This window comes from Phenylobacterium sp. (assembly GCF_030679875.1).
Lineage (GTDB): Bacteria > Pseudomonadota > Alphaproteobacteria > Caulobacterales > Caulobacteraceae > Phenylobacterium.
The window spans coordinates 184,998-207,803 of sequence record NZ_JAUXSP010000019.1 but is presented as its reverse complement, the minus strand read 5'-3'; the positions used below and the strand labels follow the sequence as shown (position 1 = coordinate 207,803).

Here is a 22,806-nt window from a genome sequence, read left to right as displayed (position 1 = left end):
CTGGGAGGCGTTCTGAGCATGACCGGACAGCCCCTCGCCACCAGCGGCGAACTGATCACCGTCGTCATTGGCGAACAGCGGTTCGCCATCGACATTCAGCTGGTCCGGGAAATCCGCGGCTGGACCAACTCGACCCCCCTGCCCAATGCGCCGGACTATGTGCTGGGCGTCATCAATCTGCGCGGCGCGGTGCTGCCGGTGCTGAACCTGGCCGCCCGCCTGGGCCTGCCGGCCAGCGAGGCCCGCTCCTCCTCCGTCGTCATCGTCGTCGATCTGGTGGGCCGCACGGTCGGCCTGCTGGTGGACGCCGTCTCCGACATCATCAATGTGGGCGAGGGCGAGATCCAGCCCGCGCCGGTCATTGGCTCAGCCTCCTCAAAGGGTCTGGCCCGGGGCATGATCACCACTGATGAGGGCATCATCACCCTGATCGACATGAGCGGCATCCTGCCCGCCCCGGAGCTGGCGGCGGCCTAAAGCGCGTTCCGATAAGTGGGAACCGGTTATCGGAGCGAAACGCGCGCCAGCTAAGGCCCGCCCGCCTCAGCACTCCACCACATTGACGGCCAGTCCGCCGAGCGAGGTCTCCTTGTAGATCTCGTTCATGTCCTCGCCTGTCCGCTTCATCGTAGCGATGACCTTGTCCAGGCTCACCGAGTGCTGGCCATCCCCCAACAGCGCCAGGCGCGAGGCGTCGATGGCCTTCACCGCCCCCATGGCGTTGCGCTCGATGCAGGGCACCTGAACCAGGCCCCCGATGGGATCGCAGGTGAGGCCCAGATTGTGCTCCATGGCGATCTCGGCGGCGTTCTCGATCTGGGCGTTGGTTCCGCCCAGCGCCGCCGTCAGTCCGGCTGCGGCCATCGAGCAGGCCACGCCGACCTCCCCCTGACAGCCCACCTCGGCGCCCGAGATCGAGGCGTTGCGCTTATAGAGCGCCCCGATGGCTGCGGCCGTCAGCAGGAAGGTCCGGCGCCCCTCGGCCCCGCCCCGGTAGAAGCGGTCATAGAAGCGCAGCACGGCGGGCAGCAGGCCTGCGGCCCCATTGGTCGGCGCCGTCACCACCTTGCCGCCCGAGGCGTTCTCCTCGTTCACCGACAGGGCCCACAGGTTCACCCAGTCAAGGGCGGCCAGGGGGTCGCTGATATTGCGCTCCATCCGCCGGGTCAGTTCGTTGAAGTGCTGGCGGGCCCGGCGCCGGACCTTCAGGCCGCCGGGCAGGCAGCCGTCCTGGCGCAGCCCCCGCTCGATACAGGCCTCCATGGCCTCGAAGATGGCGTCGAGGCCGGCGTTCACCTCTTCAGGGCTCCGCCGGGCGATCTCGTTGCGCCACATCAGTTGCGCGATGCTCACCCCTTCCCTTTGCGCCATCTCCAACAGTTCGTCAGCGCTGGCGAAGTCGAAGGGGATGGGCGGGCCCGACGGCGCCGGCGGGGCGTCGAACTGCGCCTCATCGACCACGAAGCCCCCGCCGATGGAGAAGTAGAGCCCCTCGGCCAGGGTCTCACCGGCCCCGTCCAGGGCCCGGAACCGCAGGGCGTTGGGATGCTGCGGCAGGCGGGTGCGCCCCTGCCAGAGGATGTCTTCGGCCGCCGAAAACCCGATCTCCGGGCCGCCGGCCCCCAGGGTCAGGCGGCCGCTTTCGCTGACCTGCGCCAGCTGCGCCTCGGCGGCGTCCGGATCGATGGTCGCCGGCTCGAACCCCGCCAGGCCCAGGATCACCGCCCGGTCGGTGGCGTGGCCGCGGCCCGTCATGGCCAGGGACGCATAGAGCGTCGTCTCCACCCGCGCCGTGGCCGCCAGCGCGCCGGCCGCCTCCAGCCGCGCCAGGAAGCGGGCCGCCGCGGTCATCGGCCCCATGGTGTGGGAACTGGAAGGCCCGACCCCGAGCTTGAAGAGGTCGAAGACGCCGGCGCTCATGGGACACTCATCGCTGAAGAGAACGAAGGCCGGGACCATAGACGCCGGCTACGCCGTGGCCAGGGCCGCTCAGCCGGTGCCGCGAAGTCCGGCGGAAATGCCCGCAACCGTGAACTCCACCGCCCGTTTTAGACGCGGATCGTCATCCCCACGGCGCCGCCTTGCCAGCAGTTCCAGTTGCAGCCGGTTCAGCGGAGCGATGGAGTCTGAGGCCACCTGCACCCATTCGGCGAGCGCCGGGCGATCATCCAGCAGCCGCGTGCCGCGGCGGATCGACACCGCCAGTTCGCAGGCCTGCTCATGGTCGGCGCGGATGACGTCCATGATCGCGCGCGCGGCGTCCCGGTCCGGCGACAGCTCGGCATAGGCGCCCGCCAGCTCCATGTCGGCCTGGGCCAGGGCCATCTCCATATCGGCCAATAAAGCGGGGAAAATGCGCCCAATATGCGCCATTTCGGCCAGTTCTGAGGGGGTCAGTCCGGCCCGCTTCACCCCCCCCGCAAAGCCGAACCAGCCCGGCAGCATGAACCGCGACTGGGTCCAGCTGAACACCCACGGAATGGCCCTAAGGTCTTCAATCTTCCGGCTTTTCGTCCGCGAAGCCGGCCGGCTGCCGATGTTCAGCTCGGCGATTTCCCCGACCGGCGTCGCCGACCAGAAGAAGTCCTCAAACGCCGGGTTCTCATAGACCAGCTCCCGATAGGCGGAAAACGCCCCCTTCCGCAGCCGGGCCAGGCGCTCGGCGTGGGCTTCGCTGGGGGAGATCTGCTGGCGGGCGCCGGCGGCCAGGACGGCGCCGACCAGCTCGTCCATGCGGCGCTTTGCAGACTCCTCGTCGCCGTAGCGGCGGGAGATCATCTCGCCCTGCTCGGTCCAGCGCATGCGGCTGGGGATGACCTCGAAGGGCTGGGCCATGACCGAGGCCGCCGCTGGCCCCCCGCCCCGGCCGATGGAGCCGCCGCGGCCGTGGAAGATCTGCAGGGCCGCCCCGTTCTCCAGGCAGGCGGTGGAGAGCGCGCTGGCGGCCAGGGCCACATGCAGCCGCGAGGCGATGTAGCCGCCGTCCTTGTTGGAGTCCGAATAGCCGAGCATCACCTCCTGGTAGCCCGCCTGACCGACAATGGCCCGGGCCGGCGCCATGGCCAGCCAGTCGCGCAGGATGTCCGGCGCCTGCTCCAGGTCGGTGATGGTCTCGAACAGGGGGCTGAGCCGCATCCGCGTCGTCGGTCGCGCCCCGCCCCGCGCCAGGCCCGCCTGCTTCATCAGCACCAGCAGGGCCAGGATGTCCGACACCGCCGCAGCCTTGGAGATCACATAGGCCCCCAGCGCCTTGGGCCCGTAGAGGTCCAGCGCCCGGGCCGCAGCGTCGAGAATGGACAGCTCCTTGGTCGTCTCGGCCGAATAGTCGAGATAGGGCGAGCGCAGGGGCCGCTCATGGGCGAGCTCGGCCAGCAGGACGCGCCGCCGCGCCGCCTCGTCCAGGGCGGCATAGTCCTTGGTGACGCCGGCGCGGTCCAGCAGCTCGGCGATCACCCGGTCATGCACGTCGGCGTTCTGCCGCAGGTCGATGGTCAGCAGGTGGAAGCCAAAGGCCTGCACGGCCAGGATCAGCCGCTTCAGACGCGGACCGACCATCCGCTCGCCGCCGTTGGCCTCCAGGGACTCCGCCACCGCGCGGAGATCGGCGATGAAGTCCTCGGGCTCGCCATAGGGCTCGACCTCCGAGGCGGTCAGGGCGAAGGCCACCGGCTGGCCGGTCAGCTTCTGGGACACCGCGCCCAGCCGGTCGAAGATGGCCTCGAGCGCCAGGCGATAGGGTTCGTCGCGGCGGTGGGGGGACGGGTCGGGCATGGTTTCGCCCAGGGCGCGAACCGCCTCAGAAACCTCCGAAAAGCCCGATGAAATGGCCAGATCACGCCATAGGGCGCGCAATTCGCCGGCATAGAAGTCGCAGATCAGCCGGGCCTGGGCCTCCAGCGCGGTGCGCAGAGCCTCGGCGTCGACGCCGGGATGGCCGTCCCGGTCGCCCCCCAGCCACGATCCCAGGCTGAGCACTGGCGGCGTCTCGGCGTCGCTGAGCAGGCCCTGCCAGTCGGCATAGAGGGCGGCGACGGCCGGCAGCACCGACTGGCGCACCACCGAGAGCACATTGCGGATCTCGTCGGCGACGGCGATCTTTTCGGGCCGGTTCAGTCGCGTGCGCCAGAGCAGCGCCACCTCCCGGAACAGGGCCTCGCGGGCCTCGGCCTCCAGGGCGCTCGGCAGCCGGTGGCGGCGCAGCGCCATGAGCCGGGTGATCTCGCCTTCCCGGTCCACCAGGGCCCGGCGGCGGACCTCGGTGGGGTGGGCGGTGAAGACCGGCGCGACCCGCAGGCGCGACAGGGTCTCGGCGATCTCGCGCTCGCTGCGGCCGGCCTTGGCCAGGGCCTCGACGGCCCCGCGCAGGGTGACGGCGCGACTGGCCCCGGCCGAGCGGCCCTCGGCCTGACGGCGCCGACCGGTCACCTCCTCGGCCATGTTTTCCAACAGGGCGTGGCAGGCGAAGGCGCGCGCCAGGAACTCGGCCTCGTCGGCCGACAGCTCCTCATAGGGGCGCAGGCCCTCGGCCGCCCGGGCCGCGTCCACCCCGGCGGCGGCGGCCTCCCCGTCCAGATAGGCGATGGCCTCGCGCAGCAGCTGAGACAGCAGGCCAGCCTGCAGCCGGACCTCGCGGGCGTCATCGCCAGCCTCGCCGCCAAGGTCCAGGGGATGGGCGGGCGATCGGGTGTCGGGGGTTTCCATGGCCCCATCCTGACTCCAACCGGGCGCGACGGACAGGGGCCGTGGCGGCGAAGTTGACCTAGGGGCCGCCTTTGACATCGCCGCCTCGGCGCGTTCACCTGGGCGCCATGAGCCTTCCCATCCTGCCGACCCAACCCGCCCACACGCCCTGGCCCACGGCGCAATGGCCGCTGGGAGAGCCTGAACATGCTGACGGCGTGATTCTGGACGCCCTGGTCGAAACGGCCTTCGCCGCGCCAGACACCGAGCTGCTGGGCGAAACCCACGCCCTGGTCATCATCCAGGGGGGCCGGCTGGTTCTGGAGCGCTATGGCGAGGGCTTTGGCCCGGACGCCACCTATCCCTCCTGGTCCAAGGGCAAGAGCATCACCCAGGCCCTGGCGGGTCTGCTGGTCGCCGACGGAAGGATCGATATCCACGCCCCGGCCGATGTCCCCGAATGGCGTGAGACCCCGGGTGACCCCCGGGCGGCGATCACGCTGGACCAGCTGCTGCGCATGTCCAGCGGGCTGGCCTTTGTGGAGGACTATGTGCCGGGCCACGTCTCCGACGTGATCGAGATGCTGTTCGGCTCCGGCAAGGCCGATGTGGCCCACTATGCCGCCAGCCGACCCCTGGCCCATCCGCCGGGGACTGCCTGGTCCTATGCCAGCGGCACGACCAACATCGTCGCCCGTTGCGCGGCCAGGGCGCTGGGCGTCGATGAGGCGGGGTTCGAGGCCTTCATGCGTGAGCGCCTGTTTGGCCCCCTGGGCATGACCAGCCCGGTCCCCAAGTTCGACGCGGCCGGGACCTTCATCGGCTCGTCCTTCTGCTTTGCGACGGCGCGGGATTTTGCGCGGTTTGGTCTGCTCTATCTGCGCGGCGGCCGCTGGGAGGATCGCCAGCTGCTGCCGGCCGACTGGGTCGACTATGCCCGCACGCCCACGCCGCAGCCGGCGGTGCGCGAGGGCGACTATGGCGCCCACTGGTGGCTGAATATCGCGGGCCCCGGCTCGTTCAGCGCCAACGGCTATGAGGGCCAGTACACGGTCCTGGTCCCCGACCTCGACCTGATCGTCGTCCGCCACGGCAAGACGCCGCTGGACAAGAAGGACAATGTGAAAGCCTGGATCGCCCAGGTGGTCGACGCTTTCCGGTAGAGCCCCTTGGCTCCCACCCTGCTCGGAAGCGGCCGATAGGGCATTCTCCCTCAAGCTCCAGTAGCCGACACTCTGAGCGGCTGAGAAGGGTGGAAAGGCGACTCTCCAAACGTCTGCTTCCAAAACCCGCCAGATTTTGAATCTGGCGCGTCTTTAATTTCACCGCTCGCGCCGCGCCCCGTCTTCTGGCGTCAAGGGCCTCAATCCTCCAGCGCATGACGACGTCTGGCTTGCTTCCAGCGCGATCACCGTCCGCTACTCCGTGGCGACGCCCGGTTCCGCAGCGAGTGGTTCCGGCCCGATTTCCTCCTCTTTGCCATCCTGGAGATCAGCGGGAAGGGGGATTTCGCTCATCGGGTAGAGGAACCTTAGCTGCTCGCCGGTGAGATCGATCACGGGGTACTCGGTCTTTTCCCATTCGAACAGCTTCCTACCGAACAGGTAATGCGCGTCGGGTGCGGTCCGCACCACAAAAGGTAGGCTCTGGCTAAACGGATAGATCTTCAACATCTGAGGTGCACCGCCAATGGCGGAGAACTCGTGCTCGGCGCCCGGTCGGGCGAGCAGCCTCTGCAAAGCTATAAGCGGCTCATACTCCAGATCGACAAACCGCTTCTCATCGCGCCGCTCCGACACGCCATGTCTCTCCGCCAAGACCGCGGCAAGTTCGTCGAGGTACTGCCGCTTGTAGTCGCCTACAAAAAGGAAGGACCGATCGTTCTCGTACCAGGGGTGTGGAATTTTGGTCCGCGCGCGCCTGAAGACAAATTCGCCATTTTCGTACTCGAACAGACCCAGGCGAAATTCCTGTGACCGTGCGGACCAGCCGGTCAGCACGATCCGGGTGCTGTTCAGTTCCTCCGCCTTCTCGTTGGCGGCAAGGTCCCAGCTGCCCACCAGAGCGTTGAGCAATTCGCTGAAGATGTGGGACAGGACATTGAGGTCCGTTGCGCGGGACCGGGTCTTGATGAAGTTGTTGAGGGTGGACCCGGCCTGCATAAACAGCGGGTAGGCCACCTGCGCATCGCCGCAGAAGCTGAGTGCGCAATCTCCACGCTCCAGTCTGATGATCTTCTGAGCCTGGTTGAGCGCCCCGCGACTGCGGAGTCGGCTGTCGGAGGCGACAACCAACTCGACGGCGTCCCTATTCCGCCGCACCCATGCGAGCGAGATCGTCATGCGGTATTCCTTGGTCCCGCCCGGATGTCGCGGTGACGCTCGAGATACACCCCATGCACTAGGGGCGGTAAGGGTCCCACGTTTTGCGCCGCAGGAAGTACGCGTCGTCGTTGCCGAAGATGCCGAATGACTCGCTGAAATAGGGCACCTCGTGGCCCGCGAGCTGGGCTTGGTGACCTAACTCATTCATAGCGAGGCTCAGAAAGCGGATGATCCCGAGACTATACATCCGGCCATAGCGCTGCAGCGTGTTGATCTGGCCCGACGCCGTCGATGCCGCGGTGATCGAGGTGATCATGGAGCCATCCTCGGCTGTGTGCAGCACGGAGGTTACGTCGCCTAGCAGCGGCCCCATGATCTGAGCCTGCATTTCGTCCTTAGCTCGTTGACGATTGCTGTAGTGAGCGACGAGGATGGGAGCTCCGACGCGTGCGTGCCACGCCGCGATCGGCTCTTGCATCCTCGCGGCTCGACCACCCACCAGTAGGTCGAGATTGTAATAGCGCGTCGCCGTCGCGAAGTCGGACAGTACGTCGATGATGCCGACCCGGATAGGGTCGGTCGGCAGCGGGACCGCCCGCTCGAGGCCCCGTCGGACCCTGATCTCCTCCACGGCCGCAAGTAGGTCGACCAACCTGTGGCCCAGCACTCGCAGCTGAGCGTCGGTCGGATAAGCATTATTGGCCAACAGATGGTCGAGGACGAAGCTCAGCTTGGCCAGCCGCTCGAAAGCGATCGACAGGTTGAAGAAGGCGGCGAGGTAGTAGTCCTTGGCCGCGTAGTTCGCCTTGCCGATGCTGGTGATGCCGTGAGCGATGGCCGACGCGGCGATCCCGGCTTCGCTAGTCAGAGCTTGGAATTGTGGCGAGAACATCGGGCGGGCCTGCGGCTAGGGGGGCGGTCGACAGCATCTGCCACCGCGTGGGTTCAATATCCGGTTCTGCGCAACACGCCAAAGCCACCTAAGGGTCGAATCCCGTCACAGAGCCCGGAGCCAAAAGCGGACCTCAGCGCACACGCCAGAAAGCAGACCTGCCGAACCGCGATATCCCAACGCATCTCGGCGCCTTGCGGTAAGCGTCTAGTCCTCCACCGTCCGCCGCAGGGGGGCGAGCGCCACGAGGCTGACCAGGGCCGCGGCGCCGAGGTAGAAGCCGACGGGCACAAGGCCGCCCCGGTCGGCCAGGAGCTGGGCCACCAGGGGGGCGAGGCCGCCGCCCAGGATGCCGCCGACATTGAAGGCCACCGAGGCGCCGGTGTAGCGGACCCGGGCCGGGAACAGGCCCGGCAGGAAGGCGCCGAGCGGGCCGTAGACGAAGCCCATGCAGAACAGGCTGAGCGACAGGAAGCCGAACACCAGCAGCAGCGAGCCCGAGCCCAGCATCGGCGCCAGCAGGAGGCCTGCGATGATCACCATGCCGCAGCCCCACATCAGCACGCCCCGGGGCGTGGTGGCGTCCGACCAGTAGCCGGCGATGACGATGCCGATGGCCATGAACAGGATGGCGCCCAGCTGGATGGCCAGGAAGGCTTCGCGAGAATAGCCGAGCGTCGTGACGCCGTAGCCCAGCGCAAACGAGGTCGAGAGGTAGTAGGTGGCGAAACAGGCCACCACGGCGAAGGTGCCGCCGAGCGTCTCCAGAGGATGGCGGGCCAGGAGTTCGAACAGGGGCGTCTTCGGCGGCGGGGCTTCTTCCAGGGCCTTGGCGAAGGCCGGGGTCTCAGTGAGTTTCAGGCGCACCCAGAGACCGACGCCGACCAGGACCGCGCTGAGCAGGAAGGGGATCCGCCAGCCCCAGGCGATGAACTGTTCAGGGGTGAGCAGCAGGCCGAGAATGAGGAACAGGCCGTTGGCGGCGATGAAGCCCACCGGGGCGCCCAGTTGCGGGAACATGCCGAACCGCGCCTTCCAGCCGGGCGGGGCGTTTTCCACCGCCAGCAGGGCCGCCCCGCCCCACTCGCCGCCCAGCCCAAGCCCCTGGCCAAAGCGCAGCAGACAGAGCAGGGCCGGGGCGATCCAACCGGCCGTGGCATAGGTGGGCAGGAAGGCGATGGCGAAGGTGGAGACCCCCATGAGCATCAGGGAGGCCACCAGGGTCGATTTGCGCCCGATCCGGTCGCCATAGTGGCCAAACAGCGCCGCCCCGACGGGCCTCGCGAAAAAGGCGATGGCGAAGGTGGCGTAGGACGACAGCAGCTGGGCCGAGGGCGAGGCGGCCGGGAAGAACAGGGGACCGAACACCAGGGCCGCAGCCGTGGCGTAGATGTAGAAGTCGTAGAACTCCACCGCCGTCCCCACCAGGCTTGCGCCCAGCACGCGGCGGGTGGAGGGCGCCTTCAGCACCTCTGTGGCTTGCGACATGGTTTCCCCTCCCGTCGAGGCCATCGCCTTGGCCTCCGCCGCCAGTGAGGTCAAGTCTCCGCCTCTGGCGACCCCGCGGCTTGCCCCGGCCTGCGGACGGTCAAGGTCGTTGGAACGCAAGCGCGACGATGGCCTGAAAAATTCGGGATCGCTTCGCGCCGTTCCCGCTTTTCCTACCGGAGGAGAGAAATATGCTGCTCGAAAAGATCAAGACCCCCGGCCTTTCCCACCTGTCCTATCTCATTGGCTCCGGCGGCAAGGCGGCCGTGATCGATCCCCGGCGGGATTGCGAATGCTATCTGGAGATGGCCCGCGCCGAAGGCCTGGAAATCACGCACATTTTCGAAACCCACCGCAACGAGGACCTTGTCTCGGGGGCGCCGATTCTCAAGGCGCTGACCGGCGCCCGCGTGCTGCACGGCCCCAATCCCGGTGGTGAGGTGGTCTATGCCGACACCACCCGTGAAGGTGACGCCTTCGAGATCGGCCAGTTGAAGATCGACGTGCTTGAAACACCGGGCCACACCGACGACCATCTGGCTTTCGTCCTGTACGATACGGCCTATCCCAAGGGCGCGGTGGGCGTGTTCACCGGCGACGCCCTGTTCGTCGGCGATGTGGGGCGAACTGATTTCTACCCCGACCGGAAACGCGAAGTGGCGGGACTGCTCTACGATTCCCTCCAGAAGATTCTGGCGCTCGGCGATCAGGTCATCCTCTACCCCGCCCACGGCGCAGGCTCGGTCTGCGGGTCCGGCATGGCGGAACGGGAATTTTCCACGCTTGGGCACGAGCGCGCAAACAACCCGCGTCTGCAGATCAACAGCCGCGAGGCCTTCATCGACCTCAAGATTGAAGAGAACCACTATCAGCCGCCCTATTTCCGGCTGATGGAGCGGCTGAACCTCGAAGGCGGATCTCCTGCGCCTCGCGTCATGCGTCCGCGCCCCCTGTCCCTGCGCGAACTGCAGGCGCTCAATGTTGACCACCTGATCGATGTGCGCGAGCCGCTGGCCTACGCAGCAGGCCACCTGCCCGGGGCGATGAACCTGCCCGTCGGCATGATCTCCGCCTTCGCCGGCTGGTTCGTCCGTGAGGGGGAGGAGGTCGCCCTGGTCGCATCGGGCGAGGGGGAGCTCGAAGCCGCCATGACCCACCTCGTTCGCATCTCGCTCGACAATGTCGCCGGCGGCTATGTGGGCGTTGTTCCCGCGGCCGCGCAGGGCCAAGCCATGAAGACCATTCCGATGATCGGGACCAGAGAAGTCGAAAACCGCCTCGACAGTCGTCCCGACGGCTGGGTTCTGCTGGATGTGCGCGACGCCGACGAACGGGAAGAAGGTGCGATCGACGGGTCGCAGCATATCTATGTGGGTGAGCTCAATGAGCGCTATCGCGACCTCGACCCGGCGAAACACTACACCCTCATGTGCGCCAGCGGGATGCGGGCGACCGTAGCCGCGGGGTGGCTCGCCAGTCGCGGCTTCGACAAGCTCGATGTCTATCTGGGCTCCATGGGGGCGTGGAAAGCCGCCCATGGCTGATCTCGATCAGGCGCCCCCGCCGGCCTGAAGGCCCATCCCGCTTCCGAACCACGAATCATGGGGTCGCTGAGGGTGAGGGCCTGGCCTCCGACGCAGGCGAGCATGAGCGTGGGCCCCCTTGCGATCACCCTGCGTTGTGCCACCTTGGGGGCCTCTAACGATCAGAGCCGCCAAGCGGCCGACCAGCCCCGGGGAGGGCGAACCCGATGACGATTCCACCCACGAAGGGGCCACCGACCGAGGGACTGCCGGCCAAGGGCGCGCCCTGGGCCGAGGTTTCCGCGCGCATGGACCAGATGGGCCAGGGCGACGTGAAGTGGCGCGAGGGCAAGGCCGCCGTCTATGTCTTCAACGCCGGCCCGGAGATCGAACAGGTGCAGAAGGAGGCCTATGCGAAGTTCGCCTCCGAAAACGGTCTGGGGCCGGCGGCCTTTCCGAGCCTGAAGCAGATGGAGGCCGAGGTGGTCGGCTTTGGCCTTGGCCTGCTGCACGGCGATGGAACCTGCGTCGGCAACATGACCAGCGGCGGCACCGACTCCATCCTGATGGCGGTGAAGGCCGCCCGCGACCATGCCCGCAAGGTGCGTGGCCTGACGGGGCGGCTGAACCTCGTCCTGCCACGCTCAGCCCATCCGGCTTTCGACAAGGCCTGCGCAGTGATGGAGATCGAGGTCCGGCGCACGCCGCTGAAGGATCTGCTGGCTGATCCGGGCGCGATGGAGGCGGCCATCGATGGCCAGACCATCATGATCGTCGGCTCGGCGCCCTGTTTTCCCTTCGGCCTGATCGACCCCATTGAGGCCCTGGGCGCGCTGGCCCTTCGGCGGGGGGTCTGGCTGCATGTGGACGCCTGCGTCGGCGGCTATATCGCGCCTTTCGTGCGGATGAATGGCGCGCCAATCCCACCCTTCGACTTCGAGGTCGAGGGCGTCTCGTCGATCTCGGCGGACCTGCACAAGTACGGCTACTGCGCCAAGGGGGCCTCGACCGTCTTCTTCCGCAGCGAGGCCCTGCGCGCCCACATGATCTTCGAGGTTGGCGACTGGCCGGCCGGCAAGATGGTCACCCCGACCCTGGCCGGCACCCGGCCCGGCGGGGCCATCGCCGCGGCCTGGGCGGTGATGAATGTGCTCGGCGTCGAGGGCTACCGGGCCAAGCACGCCGAGGTCACCGACGCCCGCCAGGCCATAGCCGAGGGCGCCCAGGCCCAAGGCTGGCGCCTGCTCGGCGATCCGAGGCTGGGCATACTGGCCTTCACCCGGGACGACGTGAACCCGTTCGCGGTGCTCAAGAAGCTCTATGAGCGCGGCTGGGTGACCAGTGCGGTGACCGAGCCGGCCGGCCTGCACCTGATGCTGTCGCCCGTTCACAAGTCGGTCGCCGATACCTATCTGGCGGATCTGGACTGGGCGACCCAGGCGGCCAGGGGCGACGGCGCCCGGCCGGCCGAGGCGCGTTATGGGGGATAGATCGGTGGGACCTCGTCACCGCGCAGACCGTCAGACCGAAGGGGGCCGGGGCGTCCCCTGGGCCCTGCTGACCGCCGTGGCCATCCCCACCGCCCTGGTGGGCGGCTTCCTGCTGGCCCGGGGCCAGCTGAACGACGAATCGGTGCCCCAGACCCGGGTCCTGCCCGGGGTCGGCGAGGGGGTGACGGTGCTGGCCATCTGGGCCCACCCCGACGACGAGATCACCTGCGCCGGAACCCTCGCCCAGATGGTCAAGGCCGGGGCGCGGGTGGTGCTGGTCTATCTCACAAGGGGCGAGGCCGCCCAGGACACCGGCTACGCCCCCGCGGCGCTGGCCAAGGTGCGCATCGAGGAGGCCAAGGCCGCCGGACGCCTGCTGGGCGCCGACGCCGTGGAGGTGCTCGACTTTCCAGACGGCGGCCTGTCGCGGATCGATCCCGCCGGGCCGAAAGCCGCCATCGCCGAGCTGATCGGCCGCTATCGCCCGCAGGTGCTGGTGAGCTTTGACGAGAAGGTCGGCTTCTACGGCCATCCCGACCATGTGCGCACCGGCGCCTGGGTCCGCGAGCTGTTCGAAAGTCCGCCGCGGGACGGCGCCTGGCCGCGCCTGCTTTATCAGGTGACCCTGCCCAAGGCCCTGGTGCGGCTAGCCCTGCGGCTGGTCGAGGCGTTTCGCAACAACTATCCCAAGGGGAAGGGCCAGGGCCTGCCCCCGCCGCAGATGGCGGTGAACATCGCCTATGAGGCGCACACCAAGCGGGCCCTGCTGGACGTGCATGCGTCTCAGGCCAAGATCATCGCCGACGTACAGCCCTATTATGACCGCCTGCCGGCCTGGCTCTACTACCGGCTGTTTGACCGGGAATATTTCGTCCAGCTCCGCCGGCGCTAGGTCCAGAGCGGCGAGGCGGCCTTGCTGAAGGTCAGGCAGAAGGTGAGCCGCGCCTGGTCTCGGCCGGTCTTCGGATCGGCGATCAGCACGTCGAACCAGACGGCCTCGGCCTCCAGGCTCTCGGTGACGGCGTGCAGCCGGGTGCGGGCGAGATAGTCCGCGCCGGCGCGCAAGGGCCCCTCCAGGAACTGGATCTCCACCCCGCCCAGACGACCCGAGGCCGCCAGCTCAGCCCCCACTGCATGAGATATCGCGACACCGGCCAGCTCCACCGCCTGCGAGGGCGCCAGCGCCGCCTGGGGCGCGGCCTTCGCCGCCTCGGCCGGGAGGCTGAGGGCGATGCCCTGGGCCTCAGCGCCGACGGTGAGGCCCGTCAGGATCCGGACGGCGCTGCGGGGCGCGGCCTCCTGGCTCAGCAGGCGCCGGGACAGCTCCGAGCCGGCGTCCGCATGGTCGGCGCCTGTGCCCTGGCACACCAGGACCATGGCCTTGGTGCGAAGCTCCAGCCTCGCCCGCTCCCGCCCCGGCGTCGCCTCAGCCCGCAGGGGGTCGCCTTCGGCGGCCGATCCCTTGAACATCACCGACAGATTGCCGCCGGCGCACCAGCCCTCGCCAAACATCTCGATCAGCAGGGGGACAAAGGAGTCCAGATTGTCCGCCCCGCCAAGGGGACCGGCCATGGGGCGCGACAGGAAGGGCGGACCGACCAAGGTCGTCCCCTCCGCCGCCGCCTCGTGTGCGACGCGCATCTTCGTTTCCTTCCCGTGCCCGATCATGTCGCCGGGCTTTTTGGTTTTTGGCAGGGAAGGCGGCGAGACCGCCGACGCCCTGGCCGGCCCCGCGACGCTCTGGCCGCGACGGCCGACCCCGCATCCTGGCATGGGGATCAGGGAGCGTCACGACGCCAATTGTCGCCCATCGGACACAGGAACGTCACCGGCCTTTGGTGGGCGGAGGGGGCGGGTGGAGACGGTCTTTGTCCCAGGACGGCGAAGGGTTTAAACTCGCCGCAGGCAAGTGGATGGATGAGATGAGCGACGCGGTCGGCCCTGGCGATCTGGTTCTGTGCGTCAATGCGGCCCCCAATCACGCGACGGGGCGGCCGGTGCCCCTGCAGGCCGGTGAGACCTATCGGGTCTGGGCGGTGATGGATTTCGTCTGCCCCTGCGGCCGCTCCGACGCGCTCATCGATGTCGGCATCGACTTCGCCTGGTGCCAGTCGCGGTTCCGCCTGCTGCCCAAGCCCAAGGCGCAGGCCAAGCCCCAGAAGGTGTCGGCGCCGCGGGAGAAGGAAACGGTGCGGTAGCGGTAGAATGAAACTTGGCCCCGCGCTCGTCATGACGCCCGACCTTGACGCAGCGCTGGCGTTCTATGGAGAGGTTCTAGGCCTGCCCCTGAGGGAACGGGCAGAAGACCAATTGGTCTTCGACGTGGGCGCAAGCTCCCTTCACGTCTTCCGGTGCCAGAAGCAGAGAACCGAAATTCAGCACGGCGAGGATGCTGCCTCCGTCGTCACGTTCGAGGTGCAATGCCTGGACGCCGAGATGGCCCGATTGCGAGCGCGCGGCGTGACCTTCCTGCATGAGAGCCCTGGCCGCAACGCGCTTGCGGGGCTCAGCTACGCCGCTTTCCTGGCGCCCGGCGGCAACGTGCACGAGCTTGTAGAGCGCGTGCGCAGCTAAAGCCCCTGGCGCGGGCGTCCGCCGCCTATTCCCGCTTCAGCAGGCGCTCGGTGAAGAAACTTCCCCACCACTTGGCGCGGAAGTCGGCCTTGATGGCGTCGGGCTGGTAGGCGGGGCTTTCGACCCATTCGATGAAGGACAGACCGGCGGGTTCGCCCTCGGCCAAGTAGCGTTCGAAGGTGTAGTCCAGCACGCCGGTCTTGCCGGCCTTCACGTGCAGGTAGCGCAGGTGAAGCTGGTCGAGGGCCTCAGCGATCGTCTTGCCCTTGCGAAAGTGCATGTAGAAGACGCTCATGATGCCGGCCCGATCCGCGCCGGACTTGCAGTGCATCAGGGCCGGGTACGCGATGGTCTGGAACAGGTCCCGGGCGCCCAGGACCCGGGCGCGACTGGGCACTTCGCGCGAGGTGATGGTGAAGTCCACCAGGGTCAGGCCGAGGGCCTCGCAGGCCTCTTTTTCCAGGACGTGGAAGCTGCCGTCGAAGCCGCCGCGCAGGTTGATGATGGTCTTGATCCCCCGGGCCTTCCAGCCGGCCAGCTGCTCGGGCGAGGGCTGGTTGGTGCGCACCAGCTCGTCGCTGATCCAGTGGGCGTTCTGGAAGCGCAGGCGCAGGAAGGCGTGGTCGTTCCACATATAGTCCCGCCGGGCGCGCTTGCGGCCTTCGGGGGTGCTGAGGTCGAATTGGGCCAAGGGGCGCTCCGGGATTTGCCGCATAACTAGGCGGTCGGGGGCCTGAACGGAAGCCTTGAGGCCGCGTCTGGCCCCGGGGCTTACTTGACTTGCGGGCCGTGACGGACGACGCCAGGACCATGAGTTCCACGGCCACACCGGAGCCGGTCCAGACGCCCGCCCGCGTCCTGATCGGCCGCATCGCGCAGGTCTATCTGAAGCCGCGCTGGAAGGGCTTCGCCCTGGCGCTGGTGGCCGCCGTCATCGTCGCCTTCTCCAGCGCAAAGCTGGTGCAGATCCTGGAGCCGGCGATCAACGACCTGCTGGTGGAGCAGAAGCCCGGCGCCATCTGGGCCATTCCGCTGGCCATCGCCGGCTACGCCATCCTGCGGGGCGTGGCCCAGGTGACTCAGGCCTCCCTGGTCAACCGGATCGGCAATGGGGTGGTGGGCGATGTTCAGGTGCAGCTGTTTGGCAAGCTGGTGCGGGCCGACCTCGCCCGCCTGCGGGGCCAGCATTCGGGCGCCTATGTCTCCTCGGTGCTGTATGACGCCGGCCTGATCCGCGAGGCGGCGACCTCGGGCCTGGTCAACTACACCCAGCACTTCCTGACCGTGATCGGCGCGGTGCTGGTCATGCTGTCCAACGATCCGATCCTGACCCTGGCCATCCTGATGGCCGCGCCGCTGGCGACGGGCATCATGCGGCGGTTCTCCAAGAAGACCACCAAGGCCGCCCGGGGCGCCATGGCCGAGACCTCGGCGCTCTCGACCGCCATCATGGAGAGCCTGGACGGGGTCCGCGTCGTCAAGATCGAGAACCGCGAGGCCTTCGAGGAGGCCCGCGTCGCCGAGGTGGTGGCCAGGCGCCAGGCCCATCTGGTCAAGGGCGCCAACGCCCGGGCCGCCGCCGCGCCGGCCACCGAGACCCTGATGACCCTGATCGTGGCCGGCGTCATGGCCTATGCCGGCTGGCGGGCCTCGACGGGTGCGATGAATGTCGGGGCCTTCGTGGCCTTCATCGGCGCGCTGGGCATGGCGTCCCAGTCCCTGCGCCAGCTAGCCAATCTGCAGACCGTCTTCGCCGAGGGACTGGCGGGCGCGAGACGGCTGTTTACCGCCCTGGACGTGGAGCCGCTGATCCGGGAGCCGGTCAGCCCCCGCCCCCTGCCCCACAGCGAAGGAGCCATCGCGTTCGAGACCGTCAGCTTCGCCTATGGCGAGGGGGCGCCGGCGCTCACCGGGGTGAGCTTAAGCGCCCGTCGCGGCGAGACCATCGCCCTGGTGGGTCCGTCGGGCGGCGGCAAGAGCACCATCCTGAACCTGATCCCGCGCTTCTATGACGTGACCGCGGGCCAGGTGACCATCGACGGGATCGACGTCCGCGATCTGACAGTGGCCTCCCTGCGCGACCAGATCGCGCTGGTGACCCAGGAGCCCTTCCTGTTCGACGACACCATCCGGGCCAATATCGCCTATGCGCGGCCCACGGCCAGCGAGGCCGAGATCGAGGCGGCCGCCCGGGCGGCGGCGGCCCACGACTTCATCTCCAGCCTGCCCGAGGGCTACGCCACCCTGGTGGGCGAGGCCGGCGCGCGGCTGTCCGGCGGCCAGCGCCAGCGGATCGCCATCGCCCGGGCCTTCCTGAAGGACGCCCCCATCCTGCTGCTGGATGAGGCCACCAGCGCGCTCGACACCGAGAGTGAGGCCCAGGTTCAGGCCGCGCTGACCCGCCTGATGGCCGGGCGGACCACCATGCTGATCGCCCACCGCCTGTCGACCGTGCGCGGCGCCGACCGCATCTATGTCATCGACAAGGGCCAGGTGGTGGAGACCGGCGACCATGCCAGCCTGGTCCGGGCCGAGGGGCTCTATGCCCGTCTGGCCAAGAGTCAGGACCTGGAGACGGAGAGCGCCGCGTGAAGGGCCTGCTGCGCCGTCCGGGCGTCCAGACCTTTCTGGGCTGGATGCTGGCCGCCTATCTGAAGCTGATCCTGCGCACCGTGCGCTGGCGCCATGTGAATGTGGACTGTGTCGAGCCGGTGCTGGCCGGACCCTCGGGGGCGGTGGCCCTGTTCTGGCACGGCCGCATCCCGCTCTGCCTGTCGGTGGCCCCGCAATGGTGGCGCAAGGCCGGAACCAAGGCCCTGATCTCCCCTTCCGCGGACGGGGAGTTCGTCGCCCAGGCTTTGGAGCGGGCGGGCTTTCCGGCCATCCGCATGTCTTCGGCCAAGAAGGGCGACGCCACCAAGGCCCGGGCCGCCGTGGCCGGCTTCCGCGAGGCCCTCAACTTCGTCGGCGGCGGCGGGGCCCTGATCATCACACCCGATGGCCCCCGCGGGCCCCATGAGGTGATCGCCTCGGGCGCCCTGCAGATCGCCAAGCGCACCGAAGCCCCGGTCTTCCTGATGGGTATCGCCGCAAGCCCCGCCCTGCGGCTGGACACCTGGGACCACGTCATGCTGGCCGCCCCGTTCGGCCGCGGCGTGGTGGTCTGGGACGGCCCGCTGCATGTGCCGCCGGGCGCCGGCGAGGCCGAGATCACGGCCCTCGGCGCAGACTGGTCGGCGAGGCTCTCGGCCGCCACCCGACAGGCCGAGGCCCTGGTCGGCGCCCCCGCCGCCAGACCCAGCGAGGCCTGAACCCGTGGCGCACGATCACACAGACCCCCATCATGGCCCCCATCATGGTCATGCCCACAGCCACGATCACGGGCACGATCATGGGCACGACCATGCCCACGGCCTGGGCGGTCACCACCACCACGCGCCGAAGGATTTCGGCCGGGCCTTCGCCGTCGGGGTGATCCTGAACACCGGCTTCGTCGCCGCCGAGGTGGCCGCGGGCCTGTGGTTCGGGTCGCTGGCCCTGCTGGCTGACGCCGGCCACAACCTGTCGGACGTGATGAGCCTGCTGCTGGCCTGGGGGGCGGTGGGCCTGGCCAAGCGCAAGCCCTCGGGCCGCCGCACCTACGGGCTTCGCAAGGCGACGATCCTGGCCTCTCTGGCCAACGCCATCCTCCTGCTGGTCGCCGTCGGCGCCATCGTCTCCGAAGCCGTCCGCCGCATCGCCGAGCCCGCCGAGGTGGCCGCAGGCCCGGTGATGATCGTCGCGGCCATCGGCGTGGTCATCAACACCGCCACGGCCCTGATGTTCATGGGCGGCGCCAAGGGCGACCTGAACATCCGCGGGGCCTTCCTGCACATGGCCGCCGACGCGGCGGTCTCGCTGGCCGTGGTCATCGGCGCAGGGGTCATCGCGCTCACCAGCCTCTACTGGCTCGATCCGGCGCTCAGCCTGCTGATTGTCGCGGTGATCCTGGTCGGCACCTGGGGTCTCCTGCGGGACTCCGTCGACCTGGCCCTGGACGCGGCGCCCCGGGGGATTGATGTCGAGGCCGTGCGGACCTGGCTCGCCGGCCTGCCCGGGGTGAGCGACATCCACGACCTGCACATCTGGGCCATGAGCACCACCGAAACGGCCCTGACCGTGCACATCACCCGCCCTGAAAACACCGAGTCCGACGCCTTTCTGCACGCCGTCTGCGCGGGTCTGCAGGACCGGTTCGGCATCGGCCACGCCACCTTGCAGGTGGAGACGGGCGAAGCCGCCCACTGTCGCCTCTCCCCGGCCGAGGTGGTGTGAAGGCCCCGCCGCGCTCCCTGGGCCTGCGCGCCTACGCCCTGGCCCTGGCGGCCCTGGAGCCCCTGGCGCCCGCCCTGCTGCGGGCCCGCGCCCGGCGGGGCAAGGAAGACGCCGACCGCCTGGATGAGCGCCTGGGCCGCCCCCACGCCCTGCGCCCGCCCGGCGAGGTGGTCTGGCTGCACGGGGTCAGCGTCGGGGAGAGCGTCTCCCTGCTGCCCCTGGCCGAGGCCCTGATGACACGCCGGCCTGACCTCACCCTGCTGGTGACGTCCGGCACCCGCACGGCGGCCGAGCTTCTGGCCCGTCGCCTGCCCGCCGGCGTGATCCACCAGTACGCCCCGGTGGACGGGCCAAGGGCCGTGGCGGGCTTCCTCGACCACTGGCGGCCGGCGGCCGGCGTGCTGGTGGAGAGCGAGCTCTGGCCCAATCTCATCACCGCCGCCATCCAGCGGGGGGTTCGCCTGGCCCTGGTTTCGGCGCGAATGACGCAGAAGAGCGCCGATGGCTGGGCCCAGGCGCCGGGCGCCGCCCGCGCCCTGCTGGCGAGCTTCGACCTGATCCTGCCGCAGGATGCGGAGACCGACCGGCGCCTGCAAGGGCTGGGCGGAGCGACCGGGCGGCGACTGAACCTCAAGCAGGTGGGCGCGCCCCTGCCCTGCGACGCCGGCGAACTGATCCGTCTACGGACGCTCACCGCTGGCCGGCCAGTGGTCCTGGCCGCCAGCACCCATCCCGGCGAGGAAACCCTGATCGCCGAGGCGGTCCACGCCCTGCGCGCCCACCAGCCGGGCCTGCTGCTGATCATCGCCCCGCGGCATCCCGAACGGGGCGCTGCGGTGGCCGAACTCCTGACCGATGCCGGGTTCAACACCGCCCGCCGCAGCGCTGGCGAGATCCCCGGCCCCCTCACCACGGCCTATGTGGCCGACACCCTGGGCGAGCTTGGTCTCTTCTTTCGCCTGGCTGACCTGGTGGTGATGGGGGGCGGCTACGCCCCGGGCGTGGGCGGCCACAACCCCCTGGAGCCGGCCCGTCTGGGGGCGACCATCCTCACCGGGCCCTCGGTGTTCAACGCTTCGGCGACCTACCAGGCGATGTTCGAGGAGGTCGCCGCCCTGTGCGCCCCCGATGGGGCGACGCTGACCCGCCATCTGGGGGGCCTGCTGGACAATCCCGCCATCGCCCAACGCATGGGCGAGGCGGCCCTGGCCCACGCGCAGCAATATGGGGCCGCCCTTGATGAGGCCCTGGCGCAGCTTGCGCCGCTGCTGCCGCCTCGAGAGTCCCCATGAAGCTGTCCACGCCCCGCTGGTGGTATGTTCGCGAACGCGACCGGGCGTCCATGCCCATGACCCGGATCCTGCTGAAACCCCTGTCCTGGATCTGGGCGGCGGTCACGGCGCGGAAGATCGCCCGGGCGAGACCTGTCGATCCCGGCGCGCCGGTGATCTGCGTCGGCAACATCACCATGGGCGGGACCGGCAAGACCCCGGTGGTCCGGGAGATCCTCGCCCGGCTGCGCGCCATGGGCGTCGAGGCCCAGGGCCTGTCCCGGGGCTATGGGGGCCGCCTGCCTGGCCCTGTCTCGGTGGACCTGGCCGTCCACACCGCCGCCGATGTGGGGGATGAGCCGCTGATGATGGCCAAGGACGGGCCCATCTGGATCGCCCGGGACCGGGCGGCCGGCGCCCTGGCCGCTGCAGCCGCCGGTGCGCGGGCCATCGTCATGGATGACGGCCACCAGAATCCGGGCCTCGCCAAGCGCCTGTCGCTGATCGTCGTCGATGGCGAGACCCGCGATGGAGAGTGGCCGTTCGGCGACGGGGCGGTGTTTCCCTCCGGCCCCCTGCGCGAGCCCCTGGCCGCGGGCCTCGCCCGGGCCGACGCCGTCGTGCTGATGCTGCCCGAAGAGGTGGCGGCGCCCGACCCCGAACTGCTGGCCCTGTTTGGCGCCACGCCCGTCTTGATCGCACGCCTGAGCGCTGTCACCCCCCCGCCGCCGGGGCCGCAGGTGGGGTTCGCCGGCGTCGGCAAGCCCTGGAAGGTGGAGCGGGCCCTGAAGGCCGCCGGCTGCGAGCTGGCCGACTTCGCGCCCTTTCCGGACCACTTCGCCTATGACGCCGCCACCCTTCGCCGGCTCGCGGCCCGGGCTGAGGATTTTGGCGCAGGGTTGGTGACGACGGAGAAGGACTGGGCCCGACTGCCCGCCGACTGGCGTGACCGGGTCAACGCCTGGCCAGTGCGGGCGAAGTTCGAGAACGAGGCCGCCCTGGACGCGCTGTTGTCCAGGGCGATGACCCCTGCCCCTTAGGCTGTCGCGCCGGCCTTCTGGGCGAAGCTCCAGCCGGCCTTGGCCAGCAGCGGGACCCGTTCGGCCATGGCCGCGGCCTGGGGGCTGTTGGCCGTGCCGTCGCGGACGCGGCCGACAATCCCCTGGATGATGCCCGCCAGACGGAAGATGTTGTAGGCGAAGTACCAGTTGAGGTCCGGCAGGCTGTCGCGGCCGGTGAGGCGGCAGTATTCGGCCACATATTCCTCGATCGAGGGGACCCCATGGGCCTCCAGGTCCGGGATCTGGGCGATGGAGCCGTTGACCCAGTTCATCAGCAGATAGGTGAAGTCGGCCAGGGGCTCGCCGAGGGTCGACAGCTCCCAGTCCAGGACCGCGATGACCCGGGGCTCAGTGGGGTGCAGCACCATGTTGTCCAGCCGGTAGTCCCCGTGGACGACGGAGGTGCGCTCCTGAGGCGGCACCGTGCGGGGCAGCCACTCCATCAGCCGCTCCATGTCCTCGAGCTTGACCGTCTCGGAGGCCCGGTACTGCTTGGTCCAGCGATCGACCTGCCGGCCCATATAGTTGCCGGGCTTGCCGTAGTCGCCCAGGCCGATGGCCTCATGGTCGGTGTTGTGCAGGTCGGCCAGGGTCTTGAGCTTGGCCATGAAGATCGCCCGGCGCTCCTCGGGCGCATACTGGGGCAATTGCTGGTCCCAGAGGATGCGCCCCTCGACCATGTCCATCACGTAGAACATGGTGCCGATGACGTCATCGTCGGTGCAAAGGCCATAGCTGCGGGCCACCGGGAAGCCGGTGGGGTAGAGGGCGCTGATGACCTTGTATTCCCGGTCCACCGCATGGGCCGAGGGCAAGAGCTTGCCTGGGGGCTTGCGGCGCATGACGTACTTCTTGGTGGGCGTCACAAGCTGGTAGGTGGGGTTGGACTGGCCGCCCTTGAACTGGCGAACCTCCAGGGGGCCCTGGAAGCCTTCCACATGGGCCTGCATCCAGGCTTCAAGCCGCGCCTCGTCGAACCGATGGGACTCGGCGACCTCCTTGGTGCCGGTGTTCAGCTGTTCGCGCTGTTGTTCGGCGGCGTCCACGGCCATGGGCGGTTTCCCTTTACTCACGTCTGGGTTCGCGTGTGTCTTACGCTTGTTTGAACCCACCTTACCGACCTGCGACGGGGCGCCGCAAGGCGTTCGGCGCCTGCCCATACCAGGCTCTAGAAAAGCAACGCCTGGGG

At 69.0% G+C, this 22,806-nt stretch carries 20 protein-coding genes; 12 read left to right on the top strand and 8 right to left on the bottom strand.

What is annotated here, in order from left to right; all coding sequences use genetic code 11:
- Positions 1-18: 18 nt before the first annotated feature.
- Entirely contained in the window at positions 19-477 is a 459-nt protein-coding gene (locus Q8K84_RS12120) for a chemotaxis protein CheW (protein WP_305282888.1), read from the top strand.
- Positions 478-543: 66 nt separating this feature from the next.
- On the opposite strand, the gene Q8K84_RS12115 is transcribed toward Q8K84_RS12120, so the two are convergent.
- On the bottom strand, positions 544-1,920 hold the full coding sequence (locus Q8K84_RS12115; protein ID WP_305282887.1) for an L-serine ammonia-lyase: 1,377 nt from the start codon (positions 1,918-1,920) through the stop codon (positions 544-546).
- Between the two features lie 69 nt (positions 1,921-1,989).
- Entirely contained in the window at positions 1,990-4,701 is a 2,712-nt protein-coding gene (gene ppc, locus Q8K84_RS12110) for a phosphoenolpyruvate carboxylase (protein ID WP_305282886.1), read from the bottom strand.
- A gap of 107 nt (positions 4,702-4,808) precedes the next feature.
- Here ppc and Q8K84_RS12105 point away from each other — a divergent pair, with 107 nt between their 5' ends.
- Positions 4,809-5,843 (top strand): serine hydrolase, encoded by a 1,035-nt coding sequence (locus Q8K84_RS12105; RefSeq protein ID WP_305282885.1) that lies wholly within the window; start codon positions 4,809-4,811, stop codon positions 5,841-5,843.
- 255 nt (positions 5,844-6,098) lie between these two features.
- On the opposite strand, the gene Q8K84_RS12100 is transcribed toward Q8K84_RS12105, so the two are convergent.
- The 3 genes from Q8K84_RS12100 to Q8K84_RS12090 all read right to left on the bottom strand — a co-directional run bounded on the left by Q8K84_RS12100 (position 6,099) and on the right by Q8K84_RS12090 (position 9,384).
- The gene (locus Q8K84_RS12100; RefSeq protein ID WP_305282884.1) at positions 6,099-7,022 is read right to left on the bottom strand and encodes a hypothetical protein; all 924 of its coding nucleotides are present in this window, start codon (positions 7,020-7,022) and stop codon (positions 6,099-6,101) included.
- Positions 7,023-7,080: 58 nt separating this feature from the next.
- Positions 7,081-7,896, bottom strand: coding sequence for a hypothetical protein (locus Q8K84_RS12095; RefSeq protein WP_305282883.1), 816 nt, complete (start codon positions 7,894-7,896; stop codon positions 7,081-7,083).
- A gap of 207 nt (positions 7,897-8,103) precedes the next feature.
- Positions 8,104-9,384 (bottom strand): MFS transporter, encoded by a 1,281-nt coding sequence (locus Q8K84_RS12090; protein WP_305282882.1) that lies wholly within the window; start codon positions 9,382-9,384, stop codon positions 8,104-8,106.
- A 191-nt stretch (positions 9,385-9,575) separates the two neighbouring features.
- Here Q8K84_RS12090 and Q8K84_RS12085 point away from each other — a divergent pair, with 191 nt between their 5' ends.
- The 3 genes from Q8K84_RS12085 (at position 9,576) to Q8K84_RS12075 (ending at position 13,289) form a co-directional block, all read left to right on the top strand.
- Positions 9,576-10,928: a rhodanese-like domain-containing protein gene (locus tag Q8K84_RS12085; protein WP_305282881.1), complete on the top strand. Its 1,353-nt coding sequence runs from the start codon at positions 9,576-9,578 to the stop codon at positions 10,926-10,928.
- Positions 10,929-11,134: 206 nt separating this feature from the next.
- A complete protein-coding gene (locus Q8K84_RS12080) occupies positions 11,135-12,397 on the top strand; it encodes an aspartate aminotransferase family protein (protein WP_305282880.1) in 1,263 nt (420 codons plus the stop codon).
- A gap of 4 nt (positions 12,398-12,401) precedes the next feature.
- Entirely contained in the window at positions 12,402-13,289 is an 888-nt protein-coding gene (locus Q8K84_RS12075) for a PIG-L deacetylase family protein (protein ID WP_305282879.1), read from the top strand.
- On the opposite strand, the gene Q8K84_RS12070 is transcribed toward Q8K84_RS12075, so the two are convergent.
- On the bottom strand, positions 13,286-14,038 hold the full coding sequence (locus Q8K84_RS12070; RefSeq protein WP_305282878.1) for a hypothetical protein: 753 nt from the start codon (positions 14,036-14,038) through the stop codon (positions 13,286-13,288). The genes Q8K84_RS12075 and Q8K84_RS12070 overlap by 4 nt on opposite strands.
- 227 nt (positions 14,039-14,265) lie before the next feature.
- Here Q8K84_RS12070 and Q8K84_RS12065 point away from each other — a divergent pair, with 227 nt between their 5' ends.
- Together Q8K84_RS12065 and Q8K84_RS12060 are read left to right on the top strand one after the other, a co-directional pair.
- Positions 14,266-14,595 (top strand): hypothetical protein, encoded by a 330-nt coding sequence (locus Q8K84_RS12065; RefSeq protein ID WP_305282876.1) that lies wholly within the window; start codon positions 14,266-14,268, stop codon positions 14,593-14,595.
- Positions 14,596-14,602: 7 nt separating this feature from the next.
- A complete protein-coding gene (locus Q8K84_RS12060) occupies positions 14,603-14,971 on the top strand; it encodes a VOC family protein (RefSeq protein ID WP_305282874.1) in 369 nt (122 codons plus the stop codon).
- Between the two features lie 25 nt (positions 14,972-14,996).
- Here Q8K84_RS12060 and Q8K84_RS12055 read toward each other — a convergent pair whose 3' ends face one another.
- The gene (locus tag Q8K84_RS12055) at positions 14,997-15,662 is read right to left on the bottom strand and encodes a protein tyrosine phosphatase (protein ID WP_305282873.1); all 666 of its coding nucleotides are present in this window, start codon (positions 15,660-15,662) and stop codon (positions 14,997-14,999) included.
- Positions 15,663-15,781: 119 nt separating this feature from the next.
- Here Q8K84_RS12055 and Q8K84_RS12050 point away from each other — a divergent pair, with 119 nt between their 5' ends.
- Genes Q8K84_RS12050 through lpxK form a run of 5 tightly spaced genes read left to right on the top strand, consistent with a single transcriptional unit; the run spans position 15,782 to position 21,596 of the window.
- Positions 15,782-17,563: an ABC transporter ATP-binding protein gene (locus Q8K84_RS12050; RefSeq protein WP_305282872.1), complete on the top strand. Its 1,782-nt coding sequence runs from the start codon at positions 15,782-15,784 to the stop codon at positions 17,561-17,563.
- Positions 17,560-18,282 (top strand): lysophospholipid acyltransferase family protein, encoded by a 723-nt coding sequence (locus Q8K84_RS12045; RefSeq protein ID WP_305282871.1) that lies wholly within the window; start codon positions 17,560-17,562, stop codon positions 18,280-18,282. Before Q8K84_RS12050 ends, Q8K84_RS12045 begins: the two co-directional genes overlap by 4 nt.
- A gap of 4 nt (positions 18,283-18,286) precedes the next feature.
- Positions 18,287-19,285, top strand: coding sequence for a cation diffusion facilitator family transporter (locus Q8K84_RS12040; protein ID WP_305282870.1), 999 nt, complete (start codon positions 18,287-18,289; stop codon positions 19,283-19,285).
- Complete coding sequence (locus Q8K84_RS12035; protein WP_305282869.1) at positions 19,282-20,577, top strand: 3-deoxy-D-manno-octulosonic acid transferase; 1,296 nt, start codon at positions 19,282-19,284, stop codon at positions 20,575-20,577. Before Q8K84_RS12040 ends, Q8K84_RS12035 begins: the two co-directional genes overlap by 4 nt.
- On the top strand, positions 20,574-21,596 hold the full coding sequence (lpxK, locus tag Q8K84_RS12030) for a tetraacyldisaccharide 4'-kinase (protein WP_305282868.1): 1,023 nt from the start codon (positions 20,574-20,576) through the stop codon (positions 21,594-21,596). The genes Q8K84_RS12035 and lpxK overlap by 4 nt, the downstream gene beginning before the upstream one ends.
- Here the strand turns inward: lpxK and Q8K84_RS12025 are convergent.
- Entirely contained in the window at positions 21,593-22,669 is a 1,077-nt protein-coding gene (locus Q8K84_RS12025) for a phosphotransferase (protein WP_305282867.1), read from the bottom strand. The two genes, lpxK and Q8K84_RS12025, sit on opposite strands and share 4 nt — an antisense overlap.
- Between the last annotated feature and the right edge of the window lie 137 nt (positions 22,670-22,806).